Raw genomic sequence first — 22,128 nt, 5'->3', positions numbered from 1 at the left:
CATTAGCGCCAAATTTGCCAAGGAGGCCCCTCTTTGGCGGTGCGAGAGATCAAAGCATTGGAAATCTATAAAGAGTTCACCTTCGAGGCAGCCCATCGTCTTCCCAACCTGCCTGAAAATCACAAGTGTCGACGCCTTCATGGCCACAGCTTTATGGTACGGCTGTACGTGAGTGGCGAAATTGATCCCCACACCGGTTGGCTGATGGACTTCTCTGACATCAAGCGAGCCTTCGCGCCGATTTACGAGCAATTAGACCACCACTACCTGAATGACATCCCGGGACTCGAGAACCCCACTAGCGAGGTGTTAACGAAGTGGATCTGGAAAGCAACAAAACCTCGCTTGCCTGCCCTATCAGGGGTCGAAATCCGAGAGACTTGTACCAGCGGCTGCATATTCCGCGGCGTTGCGGATGAGTGAATCGCACCACCACCGAGCAAGTCCCGCCCCAGGATAAATCATCCGTGCAATTTGGTAACAGGTTACACCACGAAGGACTTGACGTAACACTTATTCACAGATAAGGCCACCCACCTCAAGTTTCTTCGCTTAGCAACAAAAAGTAACAACAAACATTATGAAAAATAGCTAACTTGTTGTTTATATTGAAAATAACACAAGTGACTAAATTTTGAACAATTTGTTACACCCCCGATAAACTCTCATTTAGCAGGCCAAACTGACAACTTGTCCACCAACTTATCCACAGATACTGTGGAAAACAACTTGTCACCTAATAAATATCGTTATAACCATTTTCCCCATAGGCACTGGCCATAACGCATTGGCTAATGCGCTCATTACGTTACACACGCTTTCAAATGAGCAAATATGCGGCAATTTCAAGCGGCCGCCCCACATTTGTCATCTAATCTTCATATTGTCATATTTATGTCACATTTCTGTCACAGAATGGCCGCACGCAGAGGGCGAGAAAGCGCCACCGGCTTGATTTACTGATAACGAGGGGAACTGTATGCCGCTTACGAAACTGACCAGACCAAAATCACTACTTCTCGCCATGACATCAACACTCGCGCTTGGCACAAGTGGTATCGCGGTTGCTGAAGGTCCTACCAGCCTGGAGCTCTATGTCGACACCACCACCAAACAGGTGTTTACCGAGCCCGGTCCCGGCCGGACCAAACTGGGGAATTTTCAGGCGGTTGGCGCAGGCAGCACAGCAACCACCCCCACCCTATCAATGGATAAGAAAGGTCTCGGCGTAAGCTCCAGCGACGGCAATTTTGAAATTAGCCTGGGCGGCAGATTGCATATCGATGCCAGTACCCAAAGCGGCGACGATAACCTGACAAAAGACGCCACTGCCGGCACCGAAATTCGTCGCAGCCGGCTCGCCTTGAAAGGAAAGGTTTATAACGACTACAAATTTCACTTAGAAATGGACTTTGCTGACGATGCCGTTGCCATGAAAGATGCGATGGTGACCTTCACTGGCATTGACGGTATTGAGCTGACTGTCGGCAACCAGAAGCACGCTATCAGCATGGAAATGGAAGAGAGCTCAAACGATATTATGTTTGTCGAGCGCTCATTGCTCAGCGCCTTGACCACACCCCACTTTGATCGGGCCATCGGCGTCAACCTGAAAGCTAAGGGGGACAACTGGTCTTTGCAGGGCGGCCTATATGGTGATGCGGTGGCGTCCGATAGCAAGAATAACGACGAGGGACACGGTGTGGCGATTCGCGGTACCTACACACCGCTGATGACAGCGACCGAGGTATTGCACTTCGGCGCGAGTGCCGGTCAGCGCAAGGCCACCGACGACAATACCTTGTCAAACAACAAGAGCCCGCGGTTCCGCTATGAAACCACCCATATCTCCGATTTGTATCTGAGCGACACCGGTGTGATCGCCGACTTTGAGGATATTACCTTCGCCGGGTTGGAAGCGGCCTATATGGCCGGCCCCTTTTCCATCCAGAGCGAGATGGGTAAAGCCTATATCAACCGCGCCAACGGCGCCGAGCTTGAGTTCGATGCATACTATGTTCAGGCCGCCTGGACACTGACCGGCGAATCCCGCAGCTATAAGGGCTCTGACGGCGAATTCAAGCGCTTGAAACCAGCAGCGAACTTTGACCTCAATCAGGGGACGTGGGGCGCATGGGAACTGGCACTGCGTCTGGACGAGTTAAACCTGACTGATGAGGATATTGGCGGCGGCGAGCAGCAGCGCTTCACGCTTGCACTTAACTGGTACCTCAATGAAAACCTGAGAATCATGCTCGACTACAGCCGCGCCTTCGACGTGACTGATGGGCCAGTAACCCATACTGATGGCAGCGACGCAGACGACCTGGATACCATCCAGCTGCGCACCCAGTTTGCCTTTTAAGATATACGGAAATTAACAAGCCGCCCGCGGGTTGCACCGCGGGCGGCTTTTCAGTTCCTCAACCCGCTGCCATCGCGGACAAGCTTCCTGCTTCCCCTGCCTCGGCCCGGTCTAGGGCTATCGCGGCCGCTCGCAGCGCATCAATGCGAGCATTGAAAACACCATCACCCGGCAAACCGCCGTTCATCTTTTCGAGCGTCTGCCGAACGGTGCCATTAAGACCGATCAAGTAGAGCGATTTGCCACTAATACTGGCGTCAGTCGCGATATTTTCCACGGCTACCACTGCCGAGACATCCAGCGAGGGGACCCGGGAGAAATCGAGTAAAAGCACTTGGCTGCCCGGTTCACAGTGTTCCCGCACATGGTGGCCCAAATCGGCGGCAGCACCGAAGCTCAGCGGGCCAGAAAATTCGAACAGCAAGGTCCGGTGACCGAGGCGTTCCAACAGACCACGCTCTTCCTCGGAATCCAAGTGCTCTGGCAAATAGCGCAGGTTTTCGATCTGCAGCTTGGCGATCTGGCGCACAAAGCTCAGCGCCGCGAGCACCACCCCAGCCGCTACGGCAGTGATCAAATCCACAAATACCGTTAACCCGAGAACCAGCCCCATCAGCGCCAAGTCCCAACGGGGGCCCTGGTGGGCGCGCTTGATATAGCTCCAGTCGACAATATCCAGACCGACCTTTACAAGGATACCCGCCAGCACTGCCAACGGAATATTCGATGCCAGTGGCCCCATGCCGAGAACAATCGCCAACAACACCAGAGCATGGACCGCACCCGAGATACGAGTCTTGCCGCCTGAGCGGATGTTAACCACTGTCCGCATGGTCGCGCCTGCGCCAGCGATACCGCCGAGCAACCCAGACACCGTGTTGCCCAGCCCCTGACCGACCAGCTCCCGATTACTGTCGTGGCGACTGCGGGTCATATTGTCGGCAACCAATGAGGTCAACAGGCTGTCGATGGAGCCCAGCAGGGCCAAAATAAAGGCCGCCTCAATCACCAATAACCACAGGCTCTGATCGGGAATTACCGGCAGGTTAAACGTCGGCAAGCCGGTCGGAATGTCGCCAAGCACAGGCACGTCGAGCAGCAGATAGGCAAGCACCCCGCCGATGATCAGCGCCGCCAAGGGTGCCGGCAGGTACTTACCGACCTTGGCGGGCCAGCTGTACACCAGCGCCAGGGTACCCAGGCCCAATGCCAGGTTGGCGACATGAATATCAGCTAACGCTGTGGGCAAGTGTCCCAGTGCCCCCAGAGTTCCGCTAGGTGCCTCATGCCCAAGCAGGGGGCTCAGCTGGAGAATAATAATGATGACACCGATACCGGTCATAAACCCCGATATCACCGGATAGGGCACCAAGCGAATATAGGCTCCCAGCCCCAGCACACCAAAGACAATCTGCAACAGCCCGGCGAGCACCACCGCGGTGAAGATCAGCGCGGCATCCCCGGAGAGACTGGCAAACAGCCCCGCCAGGACCACCACCATGGGTCCGGTCGGACCAGAGATTTGCGATTCGGTACCGCCAAACAGGGCCGCAAAAAAGCCAACGCAGATCGCGCCGTACAGCCCAGCCATCGGACCCAGCCCCGAAGCCACGCCCAGGGCCAGCGCGAGGGGTAACGCCACCACACCGGCGGTAATCCCGCCGGTAATGTCCCCTCTCAAATGAGAGAAATCCAGCTTCATCCCGCTGCGCCTCCACAGTTATGCAATCCCGCCTCGTTCAACAGGCTGCTGTAACGCTCGTCCATGACTTCGAACTCGCCCGACGCATCGTTGTAGCACAGCACCTCGCCGCTGCCGATGTTGTACACCCAACCGTGCAGGGTGACCCGGCCGTTGGCCAGCTTGGCCGCGACCGCAGGGTGAGTGCGCAGGTGCTGCAGCTGCAGCAGGACGTTTTCCTGGGTCAGTTCATCCAAGTGCTCTGCGCCGATACAACCGTGCCGCTCTTTGACCACCGCAGTGGCAGCACTGCAGTGCCCGAGCCATTCCCGAACATGGGGCATCTCAGTGAGCTTTTCCGGCGCGATTGCGCCTTTGATCGCACCGCAATCGGTGTGCCCACACACCACAATGTGGCTGACACCCAAACCGGCAACGGCAAATTCGATCGACGCCGTCATCCCACCGGTTTGATTGGTCCGGGGTGGCACTACGTTGCCGGCGTTGCGACAGATAAACAGCTCGCCGGGCTGGGTCTGGGTCACCAGGCTTGGATCCACCCGGGAGTCAGAACAGGTGATGAACAATACTTCCGGGCTCTGCCCGCCGGCCAGTTTTTGAAAATCTGCTTCTCGCTCAGGGTAAATTTCTTTCTGAAATTTAGCGACGCCGGAAATAAGCTGTTCCACGATAACATCCTCGTATTGACTGTGAGTGAAATGTGGAACAGATTATCAATTGATAGTTTTATAGAAGCATACAATAGCTGCTAATTAGTTTTAGTTATCAGGAGATCTGCCTTTCATGGCTAGAAAAATGCCCAGCATTGCCCAAATCCGCTATTTCGTCTCGGTCGCGGATCTCGCCAATTATCGAAAAGCCGCTGACGAACTGGGCATCAGTCAACCGGCGTTAACCACCCAAATCAGCGCCATGGAAACCACCCTTGGTGTCGCGCTATTCGAGCGTTCAAGGGCGGGCACACAGCTGTCGCCGGCGGGCCGGGAACTGCTGCCGGCGGCCCGGCAAATCCTGCTGTCCATGCAAGGATTTCAGGAGCAGGCCAATATGCTTTCAAGTGGCCATCAGGCAACCTATAAGCTCGGCATCCCGCCCACAGTGGGCCCCTACCTGCTGCCGCATGTGCTGCCCGACTTACACCAAAAGCATCAGGATTTGAAACTCCACGTGCGCGAGGCCGCTCACCGCATCCTGCTCAATGAGCTTGAAAAAGGCAGCTATGACCTAGTGTTAGTCCCACTCCCATTGCCCGTCTCATTGTCCCACTTTTCCATCGAGCCCCTGTTCACCGAATCGTTGAAATTTGTGGTGCCCAGCGATCATCGCTTTGCCGGCACAGAGCGGATAACACCAGCCAAACTACGCGGGGAAAAGGTGCTGACCCTGGAAGAACAGCACCATTTTCACCAGCAAATTCAGGAAATTTGCGAGAAGTCCGGGGCGATCATCCAGCCGGACTACGCCGGTACGAGTTTGGACACTTTGCGGCAGATGGTCGTGATGGGAATGGGAGTGGCGTTTCTGCCAGCACTGTATGTGCATTCAGAATTACACCACCCCAAAGCGCTACATGTTTGCGAGCTACAAAACAACCCGATCACTCGCCAGCATGGCCTGGTTTGGCGCTCGGCCGCACCCAACAGGGTATTTTATCGACGTATTGCAGCGGACATCCGCGACATTATCAAACGCCGCCTGGGCAAAGTTCAGGGTATCGAAAGCAGTTAGCCGAGAGGCGCAGGCGCCCGTCAGCTGTAGCGCCGATCTCGGTCTTTGAAGCCGGTTTTCTGGTTATAGAAGCGGTAGATTTCCTGGATATCAGCCTCAAAATCACCCGAGGGGTGGAAGATGCCGCCGACACCCGCCTCACGTCGAGAGGTGTCGACAAACCCCAGATAGATAGGCACACCCGCGCCCACCGCAATGTGATAAAAGCCCGCCTTCCATTGGGCCACTCGGCTGCGGGTACCTTCGGGGGTAATCAATACCAACAGCTCGTCACGCTGCTGATACTGCTCGACCATCTGATCGACCGTGTTGTTGGTCTTGCTACGATCAATGGAAATACCACCAAACCAGCGCATCACGGCGCCGAGAGGCCCCTTGGGAAAAAGGGAGTCCTTGCCCATCCAGTGAATATCCAGGCGCAACACAAACGCCGCCACCATCATGGTGGGAAAATCCCAGTTGCTGGTATGCGGCGCCGCGATAAGAACGCATTTTTTGTGTTCCGGCCGCATGCCGACAATCCGCCAGCCTATCAGCCGGGTCGTTGCCATAAACAGCAGCCGAAAGAAGCCACTGACGACCGGCGTTTTAAAGATTGTTCTGTTTTGCATGTCGGTACTGCTACTCCACCCGAAAAGGCGTTCAGTCCTTATAACAGGGCGGTTCGCCGCTGCGCATCGCCCCCATTGCCGTGTGAAGATCTTCCCGACTCAGCATCGCCGCGTTCCAGGTGGCAACGTGATCCAACGCCGCATCGATACCGTGATCGCGAACAAACAGCAGCGCCTGCTTACAGCCCCGCATCGCAAGCGGGGACTTGCGGGCAATGTCCTGCGCCACATCACTCACGTGTTCGATCAACGCCTGATAACTGTCAAAGCGACGATTCACCAGACCGATTTTCTCGGCCTCGACAGGACTTACCATCCGCCCGGTAAACGCCAGCTCCCGCATGATGCCCTCGGGAATCAGCTTGGGAAGGCGCTGCAATGTGCCCACATCCGCGACAATGGCCAAATCGATTTCTTTCACCGAAAACACCGCGCCGTCGCTGCAATAACGCATGTCACAGGCGGAAATCAGATCAACCCCGCCACCGATGCAACTGCCGTGAATTGCGGCGATAACGGGCTTGCGGCAGCGCTCTATCGCGGTGATATTGCCCTGCAAACGCAGCACAATCTGACGAAAGCGCTCGGCCACCCGAGCGTCGTCAAGCTCACTATCGGGGTTCTCGGGCAGCAACTCGGCGAACATCGCCAGGTCAATCCCCGCACAGAAATGCTTACCTTCACCACACAGCACCACGACCCGCACCTGGGGCTCCGCATCCAGCCATTCAAAGGCCTCTTGCATCTCTCGCCACATCGTCGGATTCAGCGCATTCGCTTTGTCGGGACGATTGAGCGCCAACCAGGCCACATGCCCCTCCATACGCAGCGCCATGGTCTCATAGCTTGGTGTTGTTATCGTTTTCATTCGCCAGTTCCCCAGTGCTTTACAAAGTGAGTTGTTTTTATCTCAGGTAACAATTTTCTGCCACCCTCTCGAGTGCCCAGATACAGGAAGCCGATAATCTCCTCCGTCGCCGCCAGGCCCAAACCGCCCTTCACCATCTCGTCGTAAGCGTTGTCGCCAGTACGCCAGATACCGGCAAAGCCCATTGCCTCCGCCGCAAGTAAAATGCCTTGTGCCGCACAGCCCACCGTGAGCTTTTGTTCGATGGCAGGGACCTTGTCGTGGGGCACGACTTGAGCATAGACCACGATGACCACAGGGGCGCGAAGCGGCTGGCGCCGAAATTTTTCCAACGCAGCGTCGTCCAGACCGGGCTGACGACGGAGGGCAGCCGCAGCAAAGAGCTCACCCAATTTATGTCGGGCATCGCCGTTGACCACCAGAAAGCGATACGGGCGTAACCAGGCGTGATCCGGCGCGCGGCAGGCCGCCGCAAACATGGTTTGCAATTGGGCATCAGAGGGAGCGGGATCACAAAGTTTTGGCGCAGAATTACGCTGCAACAGTAATTCAATGGCATTCATTTCACTAGATTCCTATATCTTGCGGCGGAACCCACCAGCAAGTCATTCGAGCAGTCAGGGTATCAAAGGCGTTTGTGCTTTTCGGGCCACATTCAAACACGAAAGCCGCAGTGTGTCTTGGCCCCGCCACCGCACCAGGCCATCGGCAAGCGTCGATACTTGCACCCCAGCAAAATACGAAGCGCAGAATGAATTCAAGAAAGGTTAACCGGTCCAGCGGTCACATAACGAAGGAGACCGACGAGGGCCTCAACAAGGAAGAAGCGGAACAAACGATTGATGGCCGGGAATCAGCCTAGAGGAAACTGCCGATCGAATTCCTCCGCATGTCGGGCGATCCATTCTTTGGCGGCCTGCTCGCCATCCATAAACCGTCCTTCAGACAACTCCATCTCGCGGCGAAAATGCTCAATCTGGCTCAGCTGTTCCACGAGCCGGGCCTGAAAACGGTCACGACGACTCAAAAACTGTATACCCACCTGGAAATTCTCCGACGCGGGCTCACACCACACCACCACGCCGCGGCCTGTAAAACCGCTGCACAGGGAGGGCACGGCAAACTCAACCTGACTACCTTCCCGGATCGGTCTGGCGACACGACAACAAACCCCGCCCGCACCAACATCTTTCAGTTGGGCAAGGCGCAGCTCGGACTCCCGAAGGATCTTGACATCGACGGGAATATCGCTGGGATGACGTAAAAACTCCCGCATACCTGCCTCGTGAACCGCGTGACTTCACCCTCAGTAGGCCACAGCCCCACCCGTTGGCACATCCGTAATTTCCGCGTCAGTGCGCAACACCGAGCAACCGGCAGGCGCCGGTCGCGCTTACTCCTCTAGCCAGGAGGTATAGGGGGATGTCTTGGGTAGCTCGACCCGGGTCTGCCAGCTGCTCAGCTGAATTTCATCCCGATTCATACTGACGTCGTCGCCGCCCATCACGTTGTTGTCAAAATGGTAAATAGCGTCGGGCTGCCCGGCACAGGCGGCCTCGTCGTAGGCTTCGGCCTTGGCAATCGCGGCCTCACGCTTTTCCAAATAGGCCTGCCAGACCGCCTTGCCGTGCCGACCGCGCAACATTTTTTCGCTGATATTTGGCGAGAGCACCGCCGCTGACGCGTTATTGCCGCCAAAGCCTTTGGAGTTGAGAATGGCCAAATCCATAGCATCGCCGTCCAGTTGCAAATGGGCCGCCTGCAACTGCAAGTTGCTGTCGTGAACGTCATCGGCGATGTGATCAATGGTCGCAATACCGGCCAAAATATTGGTCTTCCATACCCCAAGGCTAGCAATCAGCTGGTCTCCCGACGCCGCGCCAATACTGTGCCCGAGGTAGGCCTTAATCGCGCCAACCGGCCATTTCTCGATTCCGAACAGCTTGGCCGCCTCATTGAGAATATGCGATTCGGTTACCCGGTTCTGCGGGGTACTGGTGCCGTGGGCCTGCACGAAACTGCGCTGGCGGATCGCCTGCGTGCCGAGAATTGCTTCAGCCGAGGCCAGCGCCTTGGCCACGGTCAAGTAGTTGCCCACACCGGGGCCGGAAATCGACTTTTTAAAGCCGTCGGCATTCACAAACACCTCGGGCACCGAGCCGTGCACCTGGGCACCCAGCTCCAGCGCAAGCGCATCATCAAACAGCACGATAAACTGGGAGGAGTCGGCAATAGTAAACCCGCAATTGCTGCTGAACGGCCGACTTGCCCGGCGGTAATCCGGCTCGGTCAGCCCCTTGGCCGCATCGAGCTTCAATAGCTCGGCATCCGAGGCCAATGCCCCCATCGTGCCGTAACCATCCATCACCCGGGGCTCAACACCGGCCTCGGCCACCCCCACCACGGCGACGCGAACGTGGCCGGATTTAATATCGTTGATTGCCAGGCGCAGGTTGTAAAAAAAGGTGGCACAGGCGCCCAGACTGGGGGCCGTGGTGCCAACGTTACCCAGCACGTAGGCGCTGACAAAATCTCCCGGCATATCGGCCAGGCCCAGAGCCAGGTTTTTGGAACTGACTCGACGGCCATCATTACGAGCCCCTAGCAATCCGCCAAACCCGTTCTCATCGAGCTGGGCCATCGCCGAACTGGCATACACGCCGATCTGGTCAGGACGCACTGTATCCATCACCGTCTGCCACTCGATCCCCATTGAGCGCAGGGCATCGGAGGCGCCGTAAATCGCCATTTGCAAGCCTTTAGGGTGGCTGCGCGACGGATAACAGGCACCAGGATCAAAGCCGGTCGGCAGCTGGCCTGCGCTGGAGATATCGTTGTGCTTGTGGGTCGGTAGTAGAATATCGCAGCCTTCGGCAATGCTGACCTTGACCTTGCCGCCGCCCAAGTCGGTCACCGCCCAGTTATCAGGAATCACATCGGGCAACTGACGAGCGCGCGTCACAAAAGACAACTCGCCTTCCTGACCGGATATGGACATCTTCTTGTTCCAGGCCACCTTCTCCACATCAAACAGACCCGGTTCAATTCGACGGATCAGGGTGTGATCGAGAATGTATTGGCGCTGCTCCTGGCTCAGTGCGCCGTCTCCGCACTTGATCCCCATCAATGCCGCCAGACTGCGGTAGGTTCGCTCCGCCGTTGCGGAATCGAGGGCATCAATCACGAGCCGCCGGTAGCCATGATGGAACGAACTGCGCCCCGCAGAATTAACTCCACCAAACCCGACAATCACTGGCAAACGACTCACGGCAACTCCTTAAAAGCACTGACTTTATGCTGGCAGAGTCTAGCCCTCGGCTTTTCATAAAGATATTACATAACCGCCAATTTATATGGCATTATCGCCACATGAAAAAAATTTCACTTTTGGCATTTCACGACGCACTGGCCACCAGCATCAGCCTGCCGATGGAGCTGTTTAACGCGGTCAACAGCGTCTCCCGATTGATGTCCCGCAAACCCTGCCTGAGCATCGAGCTTATCGGACTGGAGCCCGGGCCCTTGACCCTGTCTGGCGGGCTGCCGGTACAACCGAGCCGCCAGTTCGATCCGAGCATGCACTTTGATGTGGTGATCATTCCCAGTCGCTGGCGCCACCCACACCTGGGCGCCGCCACCAATGCAGACGTGCAGCAATGGTTGCGCAACCTGGCGGCCGCCGGCAGCGACCTCTGCGCGGTAGGTAATGGCAGCTACCTACTCGGTGAAGCCGGCCTGCTCGACCGGCGAGCAGCCACAACCCACTGGCATTACTTTGAGGATTTCGCCCAACGCTACCCCGACGCACAGCTGCAGCGGGACTATTTGATCACCCAAGCTGATAATCTCTATTGCACCGGCAGCGTGAATGCCGCCGCGGATTTGATAATCCACCTGATTGACCGCTACTGGGGTGCAATGACAGCAAGGCGGGTATCCCAGCAGTTCTCCCCCGAAAGTCGCCGCCCCTTTGCCAGAAATGCCTACCGGATTGACCGCGCCGATCTTCATGGCGATGAAACCATCGCGCTGCTTCAGGAGTGGCTGGTACGCAACATGAATAAAAGCCTGCGCCTCAAAGACCTGACCGACCAGAGCGGCCTCACTGAACGCAGCCTGCTGCGCCGGTTTCGTCAGGCCACCGGCCAAAGCCCGCTGAGTTACCTGCAACGACTGAGAATGGATCTGGCCGAGGACTTGTTGAAAAACAGCAACTTGAGCATTGAAGAAATCAGCCAACAGTGCGGCTATCAGGACAGCAGTTACTTTGGCAAATTATTTAAGGAACATGCCGCCACGCAACCGGCGGCCTATCGTAAATCGGTTCGGCGCAAATTGTTTGCGGTCAAGGGTCGCCACTAGGGGCCAGCATCAGGTAGAGTGCGCCGCAACCCAATCTTGAGGAGTCGCCGCCATGCCAGAGGTCGGTCGTTGTAACACCCTGACCATCACCCGGATCACCAGCGCCGGCGCGCTCCTGGATGGCGGCCCGCTAGGTGAAATTTTTATTTCCCGGCGCCAATTGACCCAGGAACCGGAAACCGGCACGACCCTGGATGTATTCCTCTTCCCGGACGCCGACGGCAGCATCGCCGCCAGCACCACGCTGCCCCGCGCGGAGCTTGGCCAGGTCGCCCTGTTACGGGTCGCTGATGTTAACGACACAGGCGCTTTTCTGGACTGGGGGCTGGAAAAAGACCTGCTGCTGCCCTACGCAGAGCACGTGGGCACATTAAAAGCGGGCCAATCGGTCCTGGTGATGATTTACCAGGATCCCCGGGGGCGTCTCGTCGCCTCAATGAAGCTGGACGAGTTCATCGACGATATCGGTCCAGAAATGCCAGCGGGCACCCCCGTCACGGTGATTGTCGGCAACAAAACCGAGCTGGGCTACAAAGCCGTTATTGATCATCGCCGCTGGGGCCTACTCTACGACAGCGACCTGCTGAAACCTCTGCGCCGGGGCGACACGGTCCAAGCCTATGTAAAGAAAACCCGACCTGACCAGCGTATTGACCTGACCCTCACACCACCAAAACGCATCGCAGTACCCGACTTGAGCCAGCAGATCTTGGCCATGCTCGACGATAATGATGGCTTTCTGGCCCTGGGTGACAAAAGCCCTCCAGAAGTCATTTACCGCCTGTTTGGTCAAAGTAAAAAGGCCTTTAAACAAGCCATCGGCCGCCTGTACAAGCAAGGTGAAATCGCCATTGAAAGCGGCGGCATCCGGCGCAAATTGCGCTAACCAACAGGGGGAGCGGTTGCCTCCCGGCCAACCGCTCGCACATCCAGTGGCAGGCGCAAATCGAAGGTGGCACCCTCGCCCTCTTTACTGATCACCGAAATGCTGCCCTTCAACTGCTGGCGGACAATGTTGTAGACCAGATGCAGGCCCAAACCGGTCCCGCCGGCACCGCGGCGGGTCGTGTAGAAAGGGTCAAATATCCGCTTGACGGCCTCAGGAGCAATCCCCACCCCGTTATCAGAAATCAGCAGCTGCACCCCTTCCCCGCTGGGCCGAACGCGAATCCAGACTTCGCCAACCTGCCCCTCGGGGAAGGCATGCACCAGGCTGTTACCAATGATATTAATGACCACCTGGGTCAGTCCGCCCGGCACGGTACAAATCTGCAAATCCGCCGGGCAATCCAGCTTCACCTGATGCGGAGTCCCGCGGTAGACCGGAGAAAAGTTGGTCAATATCTCATCGAGATAGCTGGCCAGCGAGATGTTTCGCTCCTCTCCGGTGGACTGATCCACCGACACCGTCTTAAAGCTACTGATCATGCTGCCCGCCCGCTGGGCATTGGCCAGCACAATGGCCGAAGCCTCACGGACTCGCGCCAATAGCAAACGAACGCGATCGGGGTCCGCGTTACCCTGAAAGCTTTCCTGCAACTCCTCCAGATCCCGCTGCAAAGTCGATTCCCCAGTGATGACAACTCCTAAAGGGGTATTCAACTCATGGGCAAAGCCGGCCACCATGCCGCCCAATGAGGCCATCTTTTCCGACTCGACCAGTTGTGACTGAGCGTCGTTAAGCCGGCCCAGCATCATCCGCAGCTCCTCACCCGCTTCGTCAGAGCGGTGCTTTTGCCCGGTGACGACAAGCACGAACATGCCGAGCAATCCGGTAAACAGCATGCCCGATGCCATTACCGCCCAAGGCATGACCGAGCGAGCCCCCGCGAGAAATCGCTGGTCCGCAGTGATAAACAGGTCCCACTGTTTATCGGCAAAGTCGACCACTCGGCGACTCTGAAACAGCACTTCCGTCGCTTTATCTGCCGCCGCCATCGACGAAAACAGCAACTGCCCTCCCTCATTTGGTGCTTGACTCGCGCCGTTAAACACGCTGGCAGCAACCCCAGGCAAGGCCAGGGGCGCATACACTTCGTTGATCAAATCTCCCAAGCGAAACACCCCGGCAACAAACCCCCAATTGCCGTTCTGCTCACCCGCACTGTGTCCCACCGGCAGGTAGATCACCGCTCCAAGCTCATCCTCCGGCTCCTGAATCAGCTTGACCGGATCGGTCGCCGCGGCCCCGCCCTGCTGGCGGGCTCGATGCAACGCATCCTCAGGTGCTGCCGCCGAGCTGATCGCGTAGCCCAGCGCAGCGGTATTGCCCGCCATAGGCGAAATAAAACGGATCACCACCTCAGGCCGATCACTACTCAAGGGCAACTTTTCACCCTGGGGCCCACGCCTGAAAATCGTCACCGGAAGACCGGTCTCTATTCCCACCACCCGCTCATACTCCCCCCGCTGGGACGGTGGGACCCAAATATTCCACGCAACGGCTTTAAACCCGGGCAAGCGTCGGCGAATGACCGCCGCGTAGGTCTGGAAGTCGTCGAAGGAAACGTGGTTTGATGATTGAAAGAAGGCGCGCAGGCTATAAATGCTATCAATATAGCGATCAATCTCCGCCTGAATCTGCTGGTGCAAGCGATCGCTATGGCGATCAAAATCCGCGCGCTGACGTGAGATCTCCCACCGGCTGACCATCAGGTAGCCAAACACGATAAGGCAGCATGTCAGCCCCATGAGCGGCAGTACCGTGCTGCGACGGCTACACCAAAGCTCGGCAGGGCGCCCTAAAAAGACAAAGCCGAGAATACTGCCGATCATCACCCCCAACCCATCACCCACCCACCAGGTAAACCAGTGAAAGAGCGCGTTTTCCAGGGACAGTTTGCCAGCATAAATCAGTATGCCGGTGGCAAGGCTTGCATTGATCAGGCACCCCACCCCGCAGGCGAGCGCGATAAACAACCCGACGCTGCGCACATCGTCCAAACGCAAGGGGTAAGCGATAAAGCGGCGTACCAGGGTGACGCTTAAGGCCGCCTGCGCCGCCGCCCCTAAACCAATCAGGGCAGGAATCGACGCCTCGACCAACACTTGATCTATCGGGCCGAGAAAATCGATGGCGCGGCTATTGACCAGAAACGAGCCAATGGCCACCGCAGGCCACAGACCACGCCCCCCCATCAGCAGTGCGGCGAGAGAAAAGCCGGCGGGCAACCAGATACCCACGGCATATCCGGGCGGCACGGCCAACTGCAGCGACAAGGCACCGGTTAGCCAGTACAGGGCCACCGTGAGTCCCGCCCACTGCCAATACCGTTTTCTCATTGTTGTTCCTGAGCAGTGAAAGTCACTTTGTCGCGACACCGACCCAGGGCTCGAAGACACCCGCAGGCTGGGGACGAAACCCGCTGAGTCTAGTGTGCACTAGCGCCCCCGAGCCATAAGTAAATTTGCCTAAACCCCCTATCTCTCAGCGGCCTGCAGCAGAATCCACCCACCACTATCATCTAAAAAAATAGCTCGTATCAGCCTAATTTATATACAGTTTTTTTTACTCCCGACATCTATTAAAAGACCTCAAATGTCGCTTATTTGAGCCCGATGTAATATCCTACGCCGCTTTGACTGGAGGGTCAGCGGTTCCAATTGACTGATTCGGAGCAGAGCAGCTGAGTGGTGTTCACAAGCCACCCGCGAAGTAACTTGCCCGAATTAATTGATTGTTATTGCTGCTAATTTTAACAACCACGGATCATTACAAATGCTCATAGGAATTCCCAAAGAACTCGCTGCGGGGGAAAATCGCGTTGCGATTATCCCAGCAGATGCCAAGAAGCTCATCCGGGCCGGTGCCGAGATTCAGATTGAAGCTGGCCTTGGGCTGGGCTCGGGTTTCAGTGACGAGGAGTACAAGGAAGCGGGTGCAACAATTGCGGACAGCCGTGACAACGTGCTCGGCGCCGCTGATATCGTGTTGCGCATCAGCAAACCCACCCCTAACGAAATCGGCAGATTGAAGAAGGGCGCTATTCACGTTAGCTACCTAGACCCCTTCAATGAGCACGGCCTGATCAAAGCCTTTCGCGACCAGGGCGTGACTGCTATCAGCATGGAAATGATCCCCCGCTCGACCCGCAGCCAGAAAATGGATGCCTTGAGTTCACAGGCTTCGCTGGCCGGTTACGTGATGGTGCTGCTGGCCACCACCAAGTTGCCCCGCATTCTGCCCATGATGATGACCCCGGCCGGTACGCTGAAGCCCGCCACAGTGTTCATTATCGGTGCCGGTGTGGCCGGTCTGCAGGCGATCGCCACCGCCAAACGTCTGGGCGCCAAAGTGGTTGCCTTTGACACCCGCACCGTAGTGGCCGAGCAGGTTCGCTCTCTGGGCGGCAAGTTCCTGGAAATCGATCTGGGTGAAACCGGTCAGACCAAAGACGGCTACGCCGTTGAACTGACCGAAGAGCAGCGTCAGCTGCAGCTGGAAGGTCAGAAAAAGCAAATTGCTGAATCCGACATTGTGATCACTACCGCCCAGGTATTCGGTCGCAAACCGCCGGTTCTGGTTACCAAGGACATGGTTGCTGGCATGAAGCCGGGCAGCGTGATTGTAGACATGGCAGCAGAAACCGGCGGCAACGTCGAAGGCTCTGTTGCCGGCGAGACCGTCGTGGTCGATGGCGTCACCATCATCGGCAACGGCAACTGGGCCAACTATGTTTCTCGTGACGCCAGCCAAATGTACTCGTCCAACCTGTTTAACTTGGTAGACGAAGGCTGGGACGGCGAGAAAAAAGCCATGGTCATCGATTTCGAAAACGATATTCTACAGGGCTGTGTGATTACCCACGGCGGCGAGATCGTTAACGAAACCATTAAAAACCTGATCAACTAGGAGACGAAGATGGAAATTGTATTCCTGGCCTTCATCCTGATGTTGTCGATCTTCCTTGGCTTTGAGCTGATCAACAAGGTACCGGCAACCCTGCACACTCCCCTGATGTCCGGCTCCAACGCGATCTCCGGCATCACCCTGGTAGGTGCACTCACCTCCGCTGGCGCCGAGCACACTGTGCTGGCTACCGTGCTGGGCACCATCGCCGTCACCATGGCTACCATCAACGTGATCGGCGGCTATATGGTGACCGACCGCATGCTGGCCATGTTCAAGAAGAAAGAGGGAGCGTCTAAGTAATGGGTATCGATCTTCTGGTCAATCTGTCCTATGTGGCAGCGGCCGTACTGTTTATTTTTGGCCTCAAAATGCTGGGCTCCCCGGCAACAGCGCGTAAAGGCAACCTGGTGTCTGCACTGGGTATGTTTATCGCCGTGGTCATCACCCTGCTCCACCACAGCATTATCGACTACAAGTGGATTGCCCTCGGGGTCGTTCTGGGCGCCGTCATCGGTGCGGTAGTCGCCCGCTCCGTGGCCATGACCTCCATGCCGGAGATGGTCGCCCTGTTCAACGGCACCGGCGGTATCGCCAGCTTGCTGGTTGGCTGGGCCGCGCTGTACGGCTTTGAAGCCAACACCTTTGAGATGATCACCATCATCCTGTCGATTCTGATCGGTGGTGTGACCTTCACTGGGTCGCTGATTGCCTACGGCAAACTGAGCGAAAAAATTCCGGGGCGCCCGCTGGTATTTGGTGGTCAACGCTTTTTCAATATTGCCCTGATCATCGGCATTGTGGTGTTCTCGGTGCTGTTCGCCCTTAACCCCGCCACGCAAATGTACCTGTACATTATTGTTGCCCTGTCGCTGCTGCTGGGCGTGATGCTGGTCATCCCCATTGGCGGCGCCGACATGCCGGTGGTCATCTCCCTGCTGAACAGCTACTCCGGTCTGGCCGCCTGTGCCGCCGGTTTCGCGATCAACAACATCATTCTGATCGTGGCTGGTTCGCTGGTTGGTGCCAGCGGTATCATCCTGACCCAGATTATGTGTAAGGCCATGAACCGCTCCCTGAGCAACGTACTGTTCAGCGGTTTCTCTGCGGTTGCCGGTGGCGGCGCGGCTGCCAAGATCGAAGGCGAAGCCAAGGCCATGTCTGCTGATGATGCCTACTATGTATTGGAAGCTGCCACCAGCGTAGTGATTGTGCCCGGTTACGGTATGGCGGTTGCCCAGGCCCAGCACGTGGTCAAAGAACTGCAGGAAATCCTGGAGAAAAACGGCGCCGAAGTGGTTTACGCCATTCACCCGGTTGCCGGTCGGATGCCTGGCCACATGAACGTACTGCTGGCCGAAGCTGACGTGTCCTATGACCTGCTGCTAGAAATGGACGCCGTTAACCCGCGCATGGACACCTTCGACGTGGCCATTGTTATCGGCGCCAACGACGTGGTTAACCCCGCCGCCCGAGAGATGGAAGGCAGCCCGATCTACGGCATGCCGGTTATCAACGTGGACATGGCCCGCAACGTCTTCGTATTGAAGCGTTCTATGGCCTCGGGGTTTGCCGGCATCGACAACCCGCTGTTCTTCAAGGACAACACCCGCATGCTGTTTGGCGACGCCAAAGAAATGCTGAGCAACATTATCAAAGCCTTTGCCTGATAACTGCCTCGCTGCAGCACTGCAAAAAAGGGCGCCATTGGCGCCCTTTTTTTATTTTGGGAGACGGGAGACGGGAGACGGGAGACGGGAGACGGGAGACGCAAAGAGCTTGATACCCTCGATACGCATCAAACAATGTCTAGCATCTAGCCCTCACAGCGCGTCCCGTAACTTCGGCAGCAATTTGTCCAGCAGCACTTTCAGCTGGGCGAACTCCTCAGCCTCCTGCCCTCCGATGCGGCCAATCAGCTCACCGGGAATACACTGACACTGATTCTCCAGAGCCCTGCCCGCCGCCGTCAGGTTGATATTCACCTGACGCTCATCCGCGGCATCCCGTTGACGGCTAATCAAACCCTGCTGCTCCAGGCGCTTTAGCAGCGGCGTCAGGGTATTGCTATTGAGCATCGCCCGCTCGCCCAGCCGAGACACCGAGCAGGGCGCCTCTTCCCACAAAATCATGAGCGCAACATACTGGGGGTAGGTTATCCCGAGCGGCGCTAACTTATCGTGGTAGAGACGCGTGACCAGCCGCGAGGCAGCGTAGAGCGGAAAACACAACTGCTGGTCCAGGCGCAGCACTTCCCCTGAATCAGGCCTGTTCACCTCAGGCATTCAGGGCCGCCTCAATATCCTTGGCCAGGCTTTCAGGTTTGGTTGTGGGCGCAAAGCGCTTCACCGTTTTACCGTCTTTACCGACCAGAAACTTGGTGAAATTCCACTTGATACGCTGACCCAGCATTCCCGGCGCCTGCGCCTTCAAATAAGCAAACAGAGGGTGCGTGTTCTTGCCATTCACTTCGAGCTTTTCGGTAATCGGAAAGTCCACCCCGTAGTTAATCAGGCAGGTGCTCTGAATGGTTTCACCGTCACCGGGCTCCTGATTGCCAAACTGGTTACAGGGCGCGCCGAGAATCACCAGGCCCTTGTCTTTGTATCGGGAGTACAGGTCCTGCAACCCTTCATATTGAGGCGTAAAACCGCATTTGCTGGCTGTATTAACCACCAGGACGACTTTACCTTTGTAGTCAGCCAAATCCAGATCCTTACCTTGCAAATTGTGCAGCTTAAAATCGTAAACCGTGGTCATCTCTACCCTCCAAAATGTCGACCAAGATTAAATCGTGCGCGATCTATATTCCCGTAAACCGTCGCTCATAGCAAGGCAGAAATTCACATTCTGCCTGCTCACTCAACGCTAATAGTGATCGCGAATGTCGCCAGTTTCCCGGGCGCCGTGATCGGTCAGCCGATCATACTCGGCATCCCGGTACTTCAACTCCTCAATCAGCGCCGCAGCGATTCGGCTGGCCTCGGCGTCCACCTCCGCGCAGTTAACCGCAGCAGGAATCGCCATGATCTGAACCTCCCCCTCCCTCGCAACGGCGATGGCATTGTCACCATGATTCAACTCATGCTGCTTTAGCGCCCAGAACCATTCGCTCCACACGCCGCGAATTCGAAAATTGCGACTGTCTGTCTGCAATCTGGGAAGGGTATATACAATTTGCACCTGAGAATCGACCCGACTAATGCGGCAGCGGCCGTCCTCCCGAATCCACCACCATTTCCAATTCACCTGGCTTTCGGTAAAGCCGTGGTACACCCTGTCGCCACGACGCATCGGAGAGGCCGCTTCCACGGCCGCCTGCATACCTTCGAGGCGGTGAACCACCACGGGATAGTAGCGAAACTGCGTTTCAACCTCGGGCTCGGCCAAGCCCGTTTGCGCCAGTAACAAAAGTCCACCACACACGAATCGCCTCGTCCGAACGATACACCGAGGGCTTTTGATTCCGGCGAGAATCTGGAGGATGATGTCGACCAAGATCATTTATTATTGCCTGCCACTAGCCCGCTACATTCAAAACGGAGAAGAAAAAATGATAACGGTATACGGCCTGCCCAGATCACGTTCAACGCGAGTGCTTTGGGCACTGGAAGAATGTAACCAAGCCTACACCTTCATGCCGCTTAACTTTGCCGAGGGGCAGCAGCGCACCGATCATTATTTAAGCTTGAACCCGGGGGCAAAGGTGCCAACCCTTGTTGACGGCGACCTGGTGCTGACCGAATCTGGCGCTATCGTTAACTACGTTGCTAACCGTTATGGCGATCATCTCGCTCCCTCAACCCCAGCCGACCGGGCCCATTATGACCGCTGGTGTTATTTTGCACTGACCGAGCTGGAGCAGCCGCTGTGGACCATGGGCAAACACCGCTTTGCCCTTCCGGCAGAGCAGCGGGTGGCCGCGATCATGCCCACCGCCACCTGGGAGCACCAAAAAGCACTAAACCTCTTCAGCCAGGGCTTGGACGACAAACCCTACATTCTTGGCGACCAATTCAGCGGCGCCGACATTCTTCTGGGCCACACCCTGATGTGGGGCATCGCCTTCAAACAGCCCCTAGAACAAGCCAACCTGCAAGCCTATCTGGATCGCATTGCTCAGCGCCCCGCACTGCAGCGCGCCCAAGCGGCAGAGGCAGCTGGATAAGCCCCCACAACATGCCCTGGGCTAGTGAAGAAAACTGCTCACCAGGCCGATGACGCTGATGCTGAGCAGCGCCCCGCCCATAATCTGAAAAAAGCGGGGCGTTTCTGCCTTGAGCATATAGTCGTGGAACCTCAGACCCAGCACGTGGCCCACTGCCGCGCAAGGTAACAGCCAGAGATTGTGGATCAACTGCAGATCAACACCGGCGTAGATGAACGCGGCCATTTTGATCGACACCAGAATAAACCAGAGCGCCAGCAGCGTGTCGCGCAGGCGCTCCTTCGCCACATACTGGGCTGCCACCGCAATGATCAGCGGTGCGCCGATCAGTGAGGTGCCACTAATATAGCCGCCTAACATCAGAAAAATAACATCGACGGTTTTGCTGTTGCTGCGAAAGGGACGGTTGAGCAAATAGCTCAGCGAGTAGACCGAAATAATCGCAAAAATAATCACGCTGAGAATATGGCTTGGCAGCGTGATCAGCCCAAATACCCCAATCAACTTTGGCACAATCATGATCGGCAGAATCCGCCACAGATACTGCCAGTCAACGGTGCTTTGCCGGGCCCCACCCTGACCGCCTGCCTCATTCTCCGAAGCACGCCCCCGATTGTTCATCACGATGGTGAGGGTCGAGAAGAACAGAAGATGCACTGAAATGATGGGCAGATACACCAGCGGCGCGTTATAAATCAGCAGCAGGAAGGGTAACGACAACACCGATCCGCCAAAGCCCAGACCCGAGCGCACAAAGCCGCTCCAGACAAAGCAGAGGGCAATCAGAAGATATTGGTAGAGGGCCAGATCGGTCATGAAACAAACAACAAAGAAAGGACGCTTATTGTAGCTGCTCCGGCGAACAAACCCCACACCGGGATCAACCGCCGATAGGCAAGCTGTGTCACAATAGCGCCACACCAACCCCCTGTTTCGGAGCGTTTTTTATGCATCAAGCGATACGTCCTCTGTCAACGCTGCCTGTTTTTACTTTGCTGCTCACCTTGCTCTGCATGTCATTGCCAAGCTATGGCGAATCGGCCCTGACCGCTCTCCAGGTATATAAAAACCCCCAGTGCGGCTGCTGCGGAAAATGGGTTGACCACATCCAAGCAGCAGGCTTCGACACCAAGGTCACTGACCGGGATGATTTGAGCCAACTGAAGTCAGAGCTTGGGGTTGGCAATCAGTACCAGTCTTGCCATACCGCCACTGACGGTAAATACGTTTTCGAGGGGCACATTCCCGCCTCGGCAATGAAACGCTTTCTTGCCGCACCGCCGGAAGGAGCCATTGGCTTAGCAGTACCGGGTATGCCCGTGGGCAGCCCCGGAATGGAAATGGGCGATCGCCACCAGGACTACAACGTATTGCTGCTGATGGAAGACGGTACGGCCAGTGTGTTCGAAGAAATCCGTCAATAGGCCACGTCGTCAAAACTTAAAAACCTATTGACCTTACCATGATGGGAAGCT

General features: G+C 56.6%; 22 protein-coding genes. 10 read left to right on the top strand and 12 right to left on the bottom strand.

Annotation, left to right across the window (positions count from 1 at the left end; translation table 11 throughout):
- The first annotated feature begins 57 nt into the window (after positions 1 to 57).
- Both queD and NCG89_RS15320 read left to right on the top strand, forming a co-directional pair.
- The gene (gene queD / locus NCG89_RS15325) at positions 58 to 423 is read left to right on the top strand and encodes a 6-carboxytetrahydropterin synthase QueD (RefSeq protein ID WP_251089383.1); all 366 of its coding nucleotides are present in this window, start codon (positions 58 to 60) and stop codon (positions 421 to 423) included.
- Positions 424 to 979: 556 nt separating this feature from the next.
- Positions 980 to 2,365, top strand: a complete 1,386-nt coding sequence (locus NCG89_RS15320; RefSeq protein WP_251087436.1) for an OprO/OprP family phosphate-selective porin — start codon at positions 980 to 982, stop codon at positions 2,363 to 2,365.
- A gap of 58 nt (positions 2,366 to 2,423) precedes the next feature.
- Here the strand turns inward: NCG89_RS15320 and NCG89_RS15315 are convergent, their stop codons facing one another.
- Positions 2,424 to 4,067, bottom strand: coding sequence for a SulP family inorganic anion transporter (locus NCG89_RS15315; RefSeq protein ID WP_251087435.1), 1,644 nt, complete (start codon positions 4,065 to 4,067; stop codon positions 2,424 to 2,426).
- Positions 4,064 to 4,735, bottom strand: a complete 672-nt coding sequence (locus NCG89_RS15310) for a carbonic anhydrase (protein WP_251087434.1) — start codon at positions 4,733 to 4,735, stop codon at positions 4,064 to 4,066. Before NCG89_RS15310 ends, NCG89_RS15315 begins: the two co-directional genes overlap by 4 nt.
- 115 nt (positions 4,736 to 4,850) lie before the next feature.
- Here NCG89_RS15310 and NCG89_RS15305 point away from each other — a divergent pair, with 115 nt between their 5' ends.
- Entirely contained in the window at positions 4,851 to 5,795 is a 945-nt protein-coding gene (locus tag NCG89_RS15305) for a hydrogen peroxide-inducible genes activator (protein ID WP_251087433.1), read from the top strand.
- A gap of 20 nt (positions 5,796 to 5,815) precedes the next feature.
- Here the strand turns inward: NCG89_RS15305 and NCG89_RS15300 are convergent, their stop codons facing one another.
- The 5 genes from NCG89_RS15300 to NCG89_RS15280 all read right to left on the bottom strand — a co-directional run bounded on the left by NCG89_RS15300 (position 5,816) and on the right by NCG89_RS15280 (position 10,542).
- A complete protein-coding gene (locus tag NCG89_RS15300; RefSeq protein WP_251087432.1) occupies positions 5,816 to 6,406 on the bottom strand; it encodes a lysophospholipid acyltransferase family protein in 591 nt (196 codons plus the stop codon).
- Between the two features lie 31 nt (positions 6,407 to 6,437).
- Positions 6,438 to 7,274, bottom strand: a complete 837-nt coding sequence (locus tag NCG89_RS15295; protein ID WP_251087431.1) for a crotonase/enoyl-CoA hydratase family protein — start codon at positions 7,272 to 7,274, stop codon at positions 6,438 to 6,440.
- The gene (locus NCG89_RS15290) at positions 7,271 to 7,837 is read right to left on the bottom strand and encodes a nitroreductase family protein (RefSeq protein ID WP_251087430.1); all 567 of its coding nucleotides are present in this window, start codon (positions 7,835 to 7,837) and stop codon (positions 7,271 to 7,273) included. The genes NCG89_RS15295 and NCG89_RS15290 overlap by 4 nt, the downstream gene beginning before the upstream one ends.
- A 290-nt stretch (positions 7,838 to 8,127) precedes the next feature.
- Positions 8,128 to 8,550, bottom strand: coding sequence for a PilZ domain-containing protein (locus NCG89_RS15285; protein WP_251087429.1), 423 nt, complete (start codon positions 8,548 to 8,550; stop codon positions 8,128 to 8,130).
- Between the two features lie 117 nt (positions 8,551 to 8,667).
- On the bottom strand, positions 8,668 to 10,542 hold the full coding sequence (locus tag NCG89_RS15280) for a beta-ketoacyl synthase (RefSeq protein ID WP_251087428.1): 1,875 nt from the start codon (positions 10,540 to 10,542) through the stop codon (positions 8,668 to 8,670).
- Between the two features lie 101 nt (positions 10,543 to 10,643).
- On the opposite strand from NCG89_RS15280, the gene NCG89_RS15275 reads away from it, so the two are divergent.
- Positions 10,644 to 11,636, top strand: a complete 993-nt coding sequence (locus NCG89_RS15275) for a GlxA family transcriptional regulator (RefSeq protein ID WP_251087427.1) — start codon at positions 10,644 to 10,646, stop codon at positions 11,634 to 11,636.
- Between the two features lie 52 nt (positions 11,637 to 11,688).
- The gene (locus NCG89_RS15270; RefSeq protein WP_251087426.1) at positions 11,689 to 12,522 is read left to right on the top strand and encodes a CvfB family protein; all 834 of its coding nucleotides are present in this window, start codon (positions 11,689 to 11,691) and stop codon (positions 12,520 to 12,522) included.
- Here NCG89_RS15270 and NCG89_RS15265 read toward each other — a convergent pair.
- Positions 12,519 to 14,918, bottom strand: a complete 2,400-nt coding sequence (locus NCG89_RS15265) for a CHASE domain-containing protein (RefSeq protein WP_251087425.1) — start codon at positions 14,916 to 14,918, stop codon at positions 12,519 to 12,521. The genes NCG89_RS15270 and NCG89_RS15265 overlap by 4 nt on opposite strands.
- A gap of 436 nt (positions 14,919 to 15,354) precedes the next feature.
- Between NCG89_RS15265 and NCG89_RS15260 the strand changes: the two genes are divergently transcribed.
- Genes NCG89_RS15260 through NCG89_RS15250 form a run of 3 tightly spaced genes read left to right on the top strand, consistent with a single transcriptional unit; the run spans position 15,355 to position 18,155 of the window.
- Positions 15,355 to 16,488 carry a Re/Si-specific NAD(P)(+) transhydrogenase subunit alpha gene (locus NCG89_RS15260; protein WP_251087424.1) on the top strand — a complete coding sequence of 378 codons (1,134 nt, stop codon included), beginning with the start codon at positions 15,355 to 15,357 and terminating at the stop codon, positions 16,486 to 16,488.
- A 9-nt stretch (positions 16,489 to 16,497) separates the two neighbouring features.
- A complete protein-coding gene (locus NCG89_RS15255; RefSeq protein WP_251087423.1) occupies positions 16,498 to 16,788 on the top strand; it encodes an NAD(P) transhydrogenase subunit alpha part 2 in 291 nt (96 codons plus the stop codon).
- On the top strand, positions 16,788 to 18,155 hold the full coding sequence (locus NCG89_RS15250) for an NAD(P)(+) transhydrogenase (Re/Si-specific) subunit beta (RefSeq protein ID WP_251087422.1): 1,368 nt from the start codon (positions 16,788 to 16,790) through the stop codon (positions 18,153 to 18,155). The genes NCG89_RS15255 and NCG89_RS15250 overlap by 1 nt, the downstream gene beginning before the upstream one ends.
- 153 nt (positions 18,156 to 18,308) lie before the next feature.
- Here the strand turns inward: NCG89_RS15250 and NCG89_RS15245 are convergent, their stop codons facing one another.
- The 3 genes from NCG89_RS15245 to NCG89_RS15235 form a co-directional block, all read right to left on the bottom strand.
- A complete protein-coding gene (locus tag NCG89_RS15245; RefSeq protein ID WP_251087421.1) occupies positions 18,309 to 18,770 on the bottom strand; it encodes a MarR family winged helix-turn-helix transcriptional regulator in 462 nt (153 codons plus the stop codon).
- Positions 18,763 to 19,245, bottom strand: coding sequence for a glutathione peroxidase (locus NCG89_RS15240; RefSeq protein ID WP_251087420.1), 483 nt, complete (start codon positions 19,243 to 19,245; stop codon positions 18,763 to 18,765). Before NCG89_RS15240 ends, NCG89_RS15245 begins: the two co-directional genes overlap by 8 nt.
- A gap of 108 nt (positions 19,246 to 19,353) precedes the next feature.
- Entirely contained in the window at positions 19,354 to 19,896 is a 543-nt protein-coding gene (locus NCG89_RS15235; RefSeq protein WP_251087419.1) for a DUF922 domain-containing Zn-dependent protease, read from the bottom strand.
- A gap of 142 nt (positions 19,897 to 20,038) precedes the next feature.
- On the opposite strand from NCG89_RS15235, the gene NCG89_RS15230 reads away from it, so the two are divergent.
- Complete coding sequence (locus NCG89_RS15230) at positions 20,039 to 20,653, top strand: glutathione S-transferase family protein (protein ID WP_251087418.1); 615 nt, start codon at positions 20,039 to 20,041, stop codon at positions 20,651 to 20,653.
- A 21-nt stretch (positions 20,654 to 20,674) separates the two neighbouring features.
- Here NCG89_RS15230 and NCG89_RS15225 read toward each other — a convergent pair whose 3' ends face one another.
- The gene (locus NCG89_RS15225; protein ID WP_251087417.1) at positions 20,675 to 21,469 is read right to left on the bottom strand and encodes a sulfite exporter TauE/SafE family protein; all 795 of its coding nucleotides are present in this window, start codon (positions 21,467 to 21,469) and stop codon (positions 20,675 to 20,677) included.
- Positions 21,470 to 21,600: 131 nt separating this feature from the next.
- Here NCG89_RS15225 and NCG89_RS15220 point away from each other — a divergent pair, with 131 nt between their 5' ends.
- Complete coding sequence (locus tag NCG89_RS15220; protein WP_251087416.1) at positions 21,601 to 22,077, top strand: DUF411 domain-containing protein; 477 nt, start codon at positions 21,601 to 21,603, stop codon at positions 22,075 to 22,077.
- Positions 22,078 to 22,128 lie beyond the last annotated feature (51 nt).

Source organism: Spongiibacter taiwanensis, from assembly GCF_023702635.1.
Classification (GTDB): domain Bacteria; phylum Pseudomonadota; class Gammaproteobacteria; order Pseudomonadales; family Spongiibacteraceae; genus Spongiibacter; species Spongiibacter taiwanensis.
The sequence above is the reverse complement of the archived record's forward strand: the minus strand, read 5'-3'. Positions and strand labels throughout refer to the sequence as shown.

Coding starts and splice junctions, on each gene's coding strand:
- NCG89_RS15320 (WP_251087436.1), top strand. CDS start 980: ATGCCGCTTACGAAACTGACCAGACCAAAATCACTACTTCTCGCCATG.
- NCG89_RS15315 (WP_251087435.1), bottom strand. CDS start 4,067: ATGAAGCTGGATTTCTCTCATTTGAGAGGGGACATTACCGGCGGGATT.
- NCG89_RS15305 (WP_251087433.1), top strand. CDS start 4,851: ATGGCTAGAAAAATGCCCAGCATTGCCCAAATCCGCTATTTCGTCTCG.
- NCG89_RS15300 (WP_251087432.1), bottom strand. CDS start 6,406: ATGCAAAACAGAACAATCTTTAAAACGCCGGTCGTCAGTGGCTTCTTT.
- NCG89_RS15295 (WP_251087431.1), bottom strand. CDS start 7,274: ATGAAAACGATAACAACACCAAGCTATGAGACCATGGCGCTGCGTATG.
- NCG89_RS15290 (WP_251087430.1), bottom strand. CDS start 7,837: ATGAATGCCATTGAATTACTGTTGCAGCGTAATTCTGCGCCAAAACTT.
- NCG89_RS15285 (WP_251087429.1), bottom strand. CDS start 8,550: ATGCGGGAGTTTTTACGTCATCCCAGCGATATTCCCGTCGATGTCAAG.
- NCG89_RS15275 (WP_251087427.1), top strand. CDS start 10,644: ATGAAAAAAATTTCACTTTTGGCATTTCACGACGCACTGGCCACCAGC.
- NCG89_RS15270 (WP_251087426.1), top strand. CDS start 11,689: ATGCCAGAGGTCGGTCGTTGTAACACCCTGACCATCACCCGGATCACC.
- NCG89_RS15265 (WP_251087425.1), bottom strand. CDS start 14,918: ATGAGAAAACGGTATTGGCAGTGGGCGGGACTCACGGTGGCCCTGTAC.
- NCG89_RS15260 (WP_251087424.1), top strand. CDS start 15,355: ATGCTCATAGGAATTCCCAAAGAACTCGCTGCGGGGGAAAATCGCGTT.
- NCG89_RS15255 (WP_251087423.1), top strand. CDS start 16,498: ATGGAAATTGTATTCCTGGCCTTCATCCTGATGTTGTCGATCTTCCTT.
- NCG89_RS15250 (WP_251087422.1), top strand. CDS start 16,788: ATGGGTATCGATCTTCTGGTCAATCTGTCCTATGTGGCAGCGGCCGTA.
- NCG89_RS15245 (WP_251087421.1), bottom strand. CDS start 18,770: ATGCCTGAGGTGAACAGGCCTGATTCAGGGGAAGTGCTGCGCCTGGAC.
- NCG89_RS15240 (WP_251087420.1), bottom strand. CDS start 19,245: ATGACCACGGTTTACGATTTTAAGCTGCACAATTTGCAAGGTAAGGAT.
- NCG89_RS15230 (WP_251087418.1), top strand. CDS start 20,039: ATGATAACGGTATACGGCCTGCCCAGATCACGTTCAACGCGAGTGCTT.
- NCG89_RS15225 (WP_251087417.1), bottom strand. CDS start 21,469: ATGACCGATCTGGCCCTCTACCAATATCTTCTGATTGCCCTCTGCTTT.
- NCG89_RS15220 (WP_251087416.1), top strand. CDS start 21,601: ATGCATCAAGCGATACGTCCTCTGTCAACGCTGCCTGTTTTTACTTTG.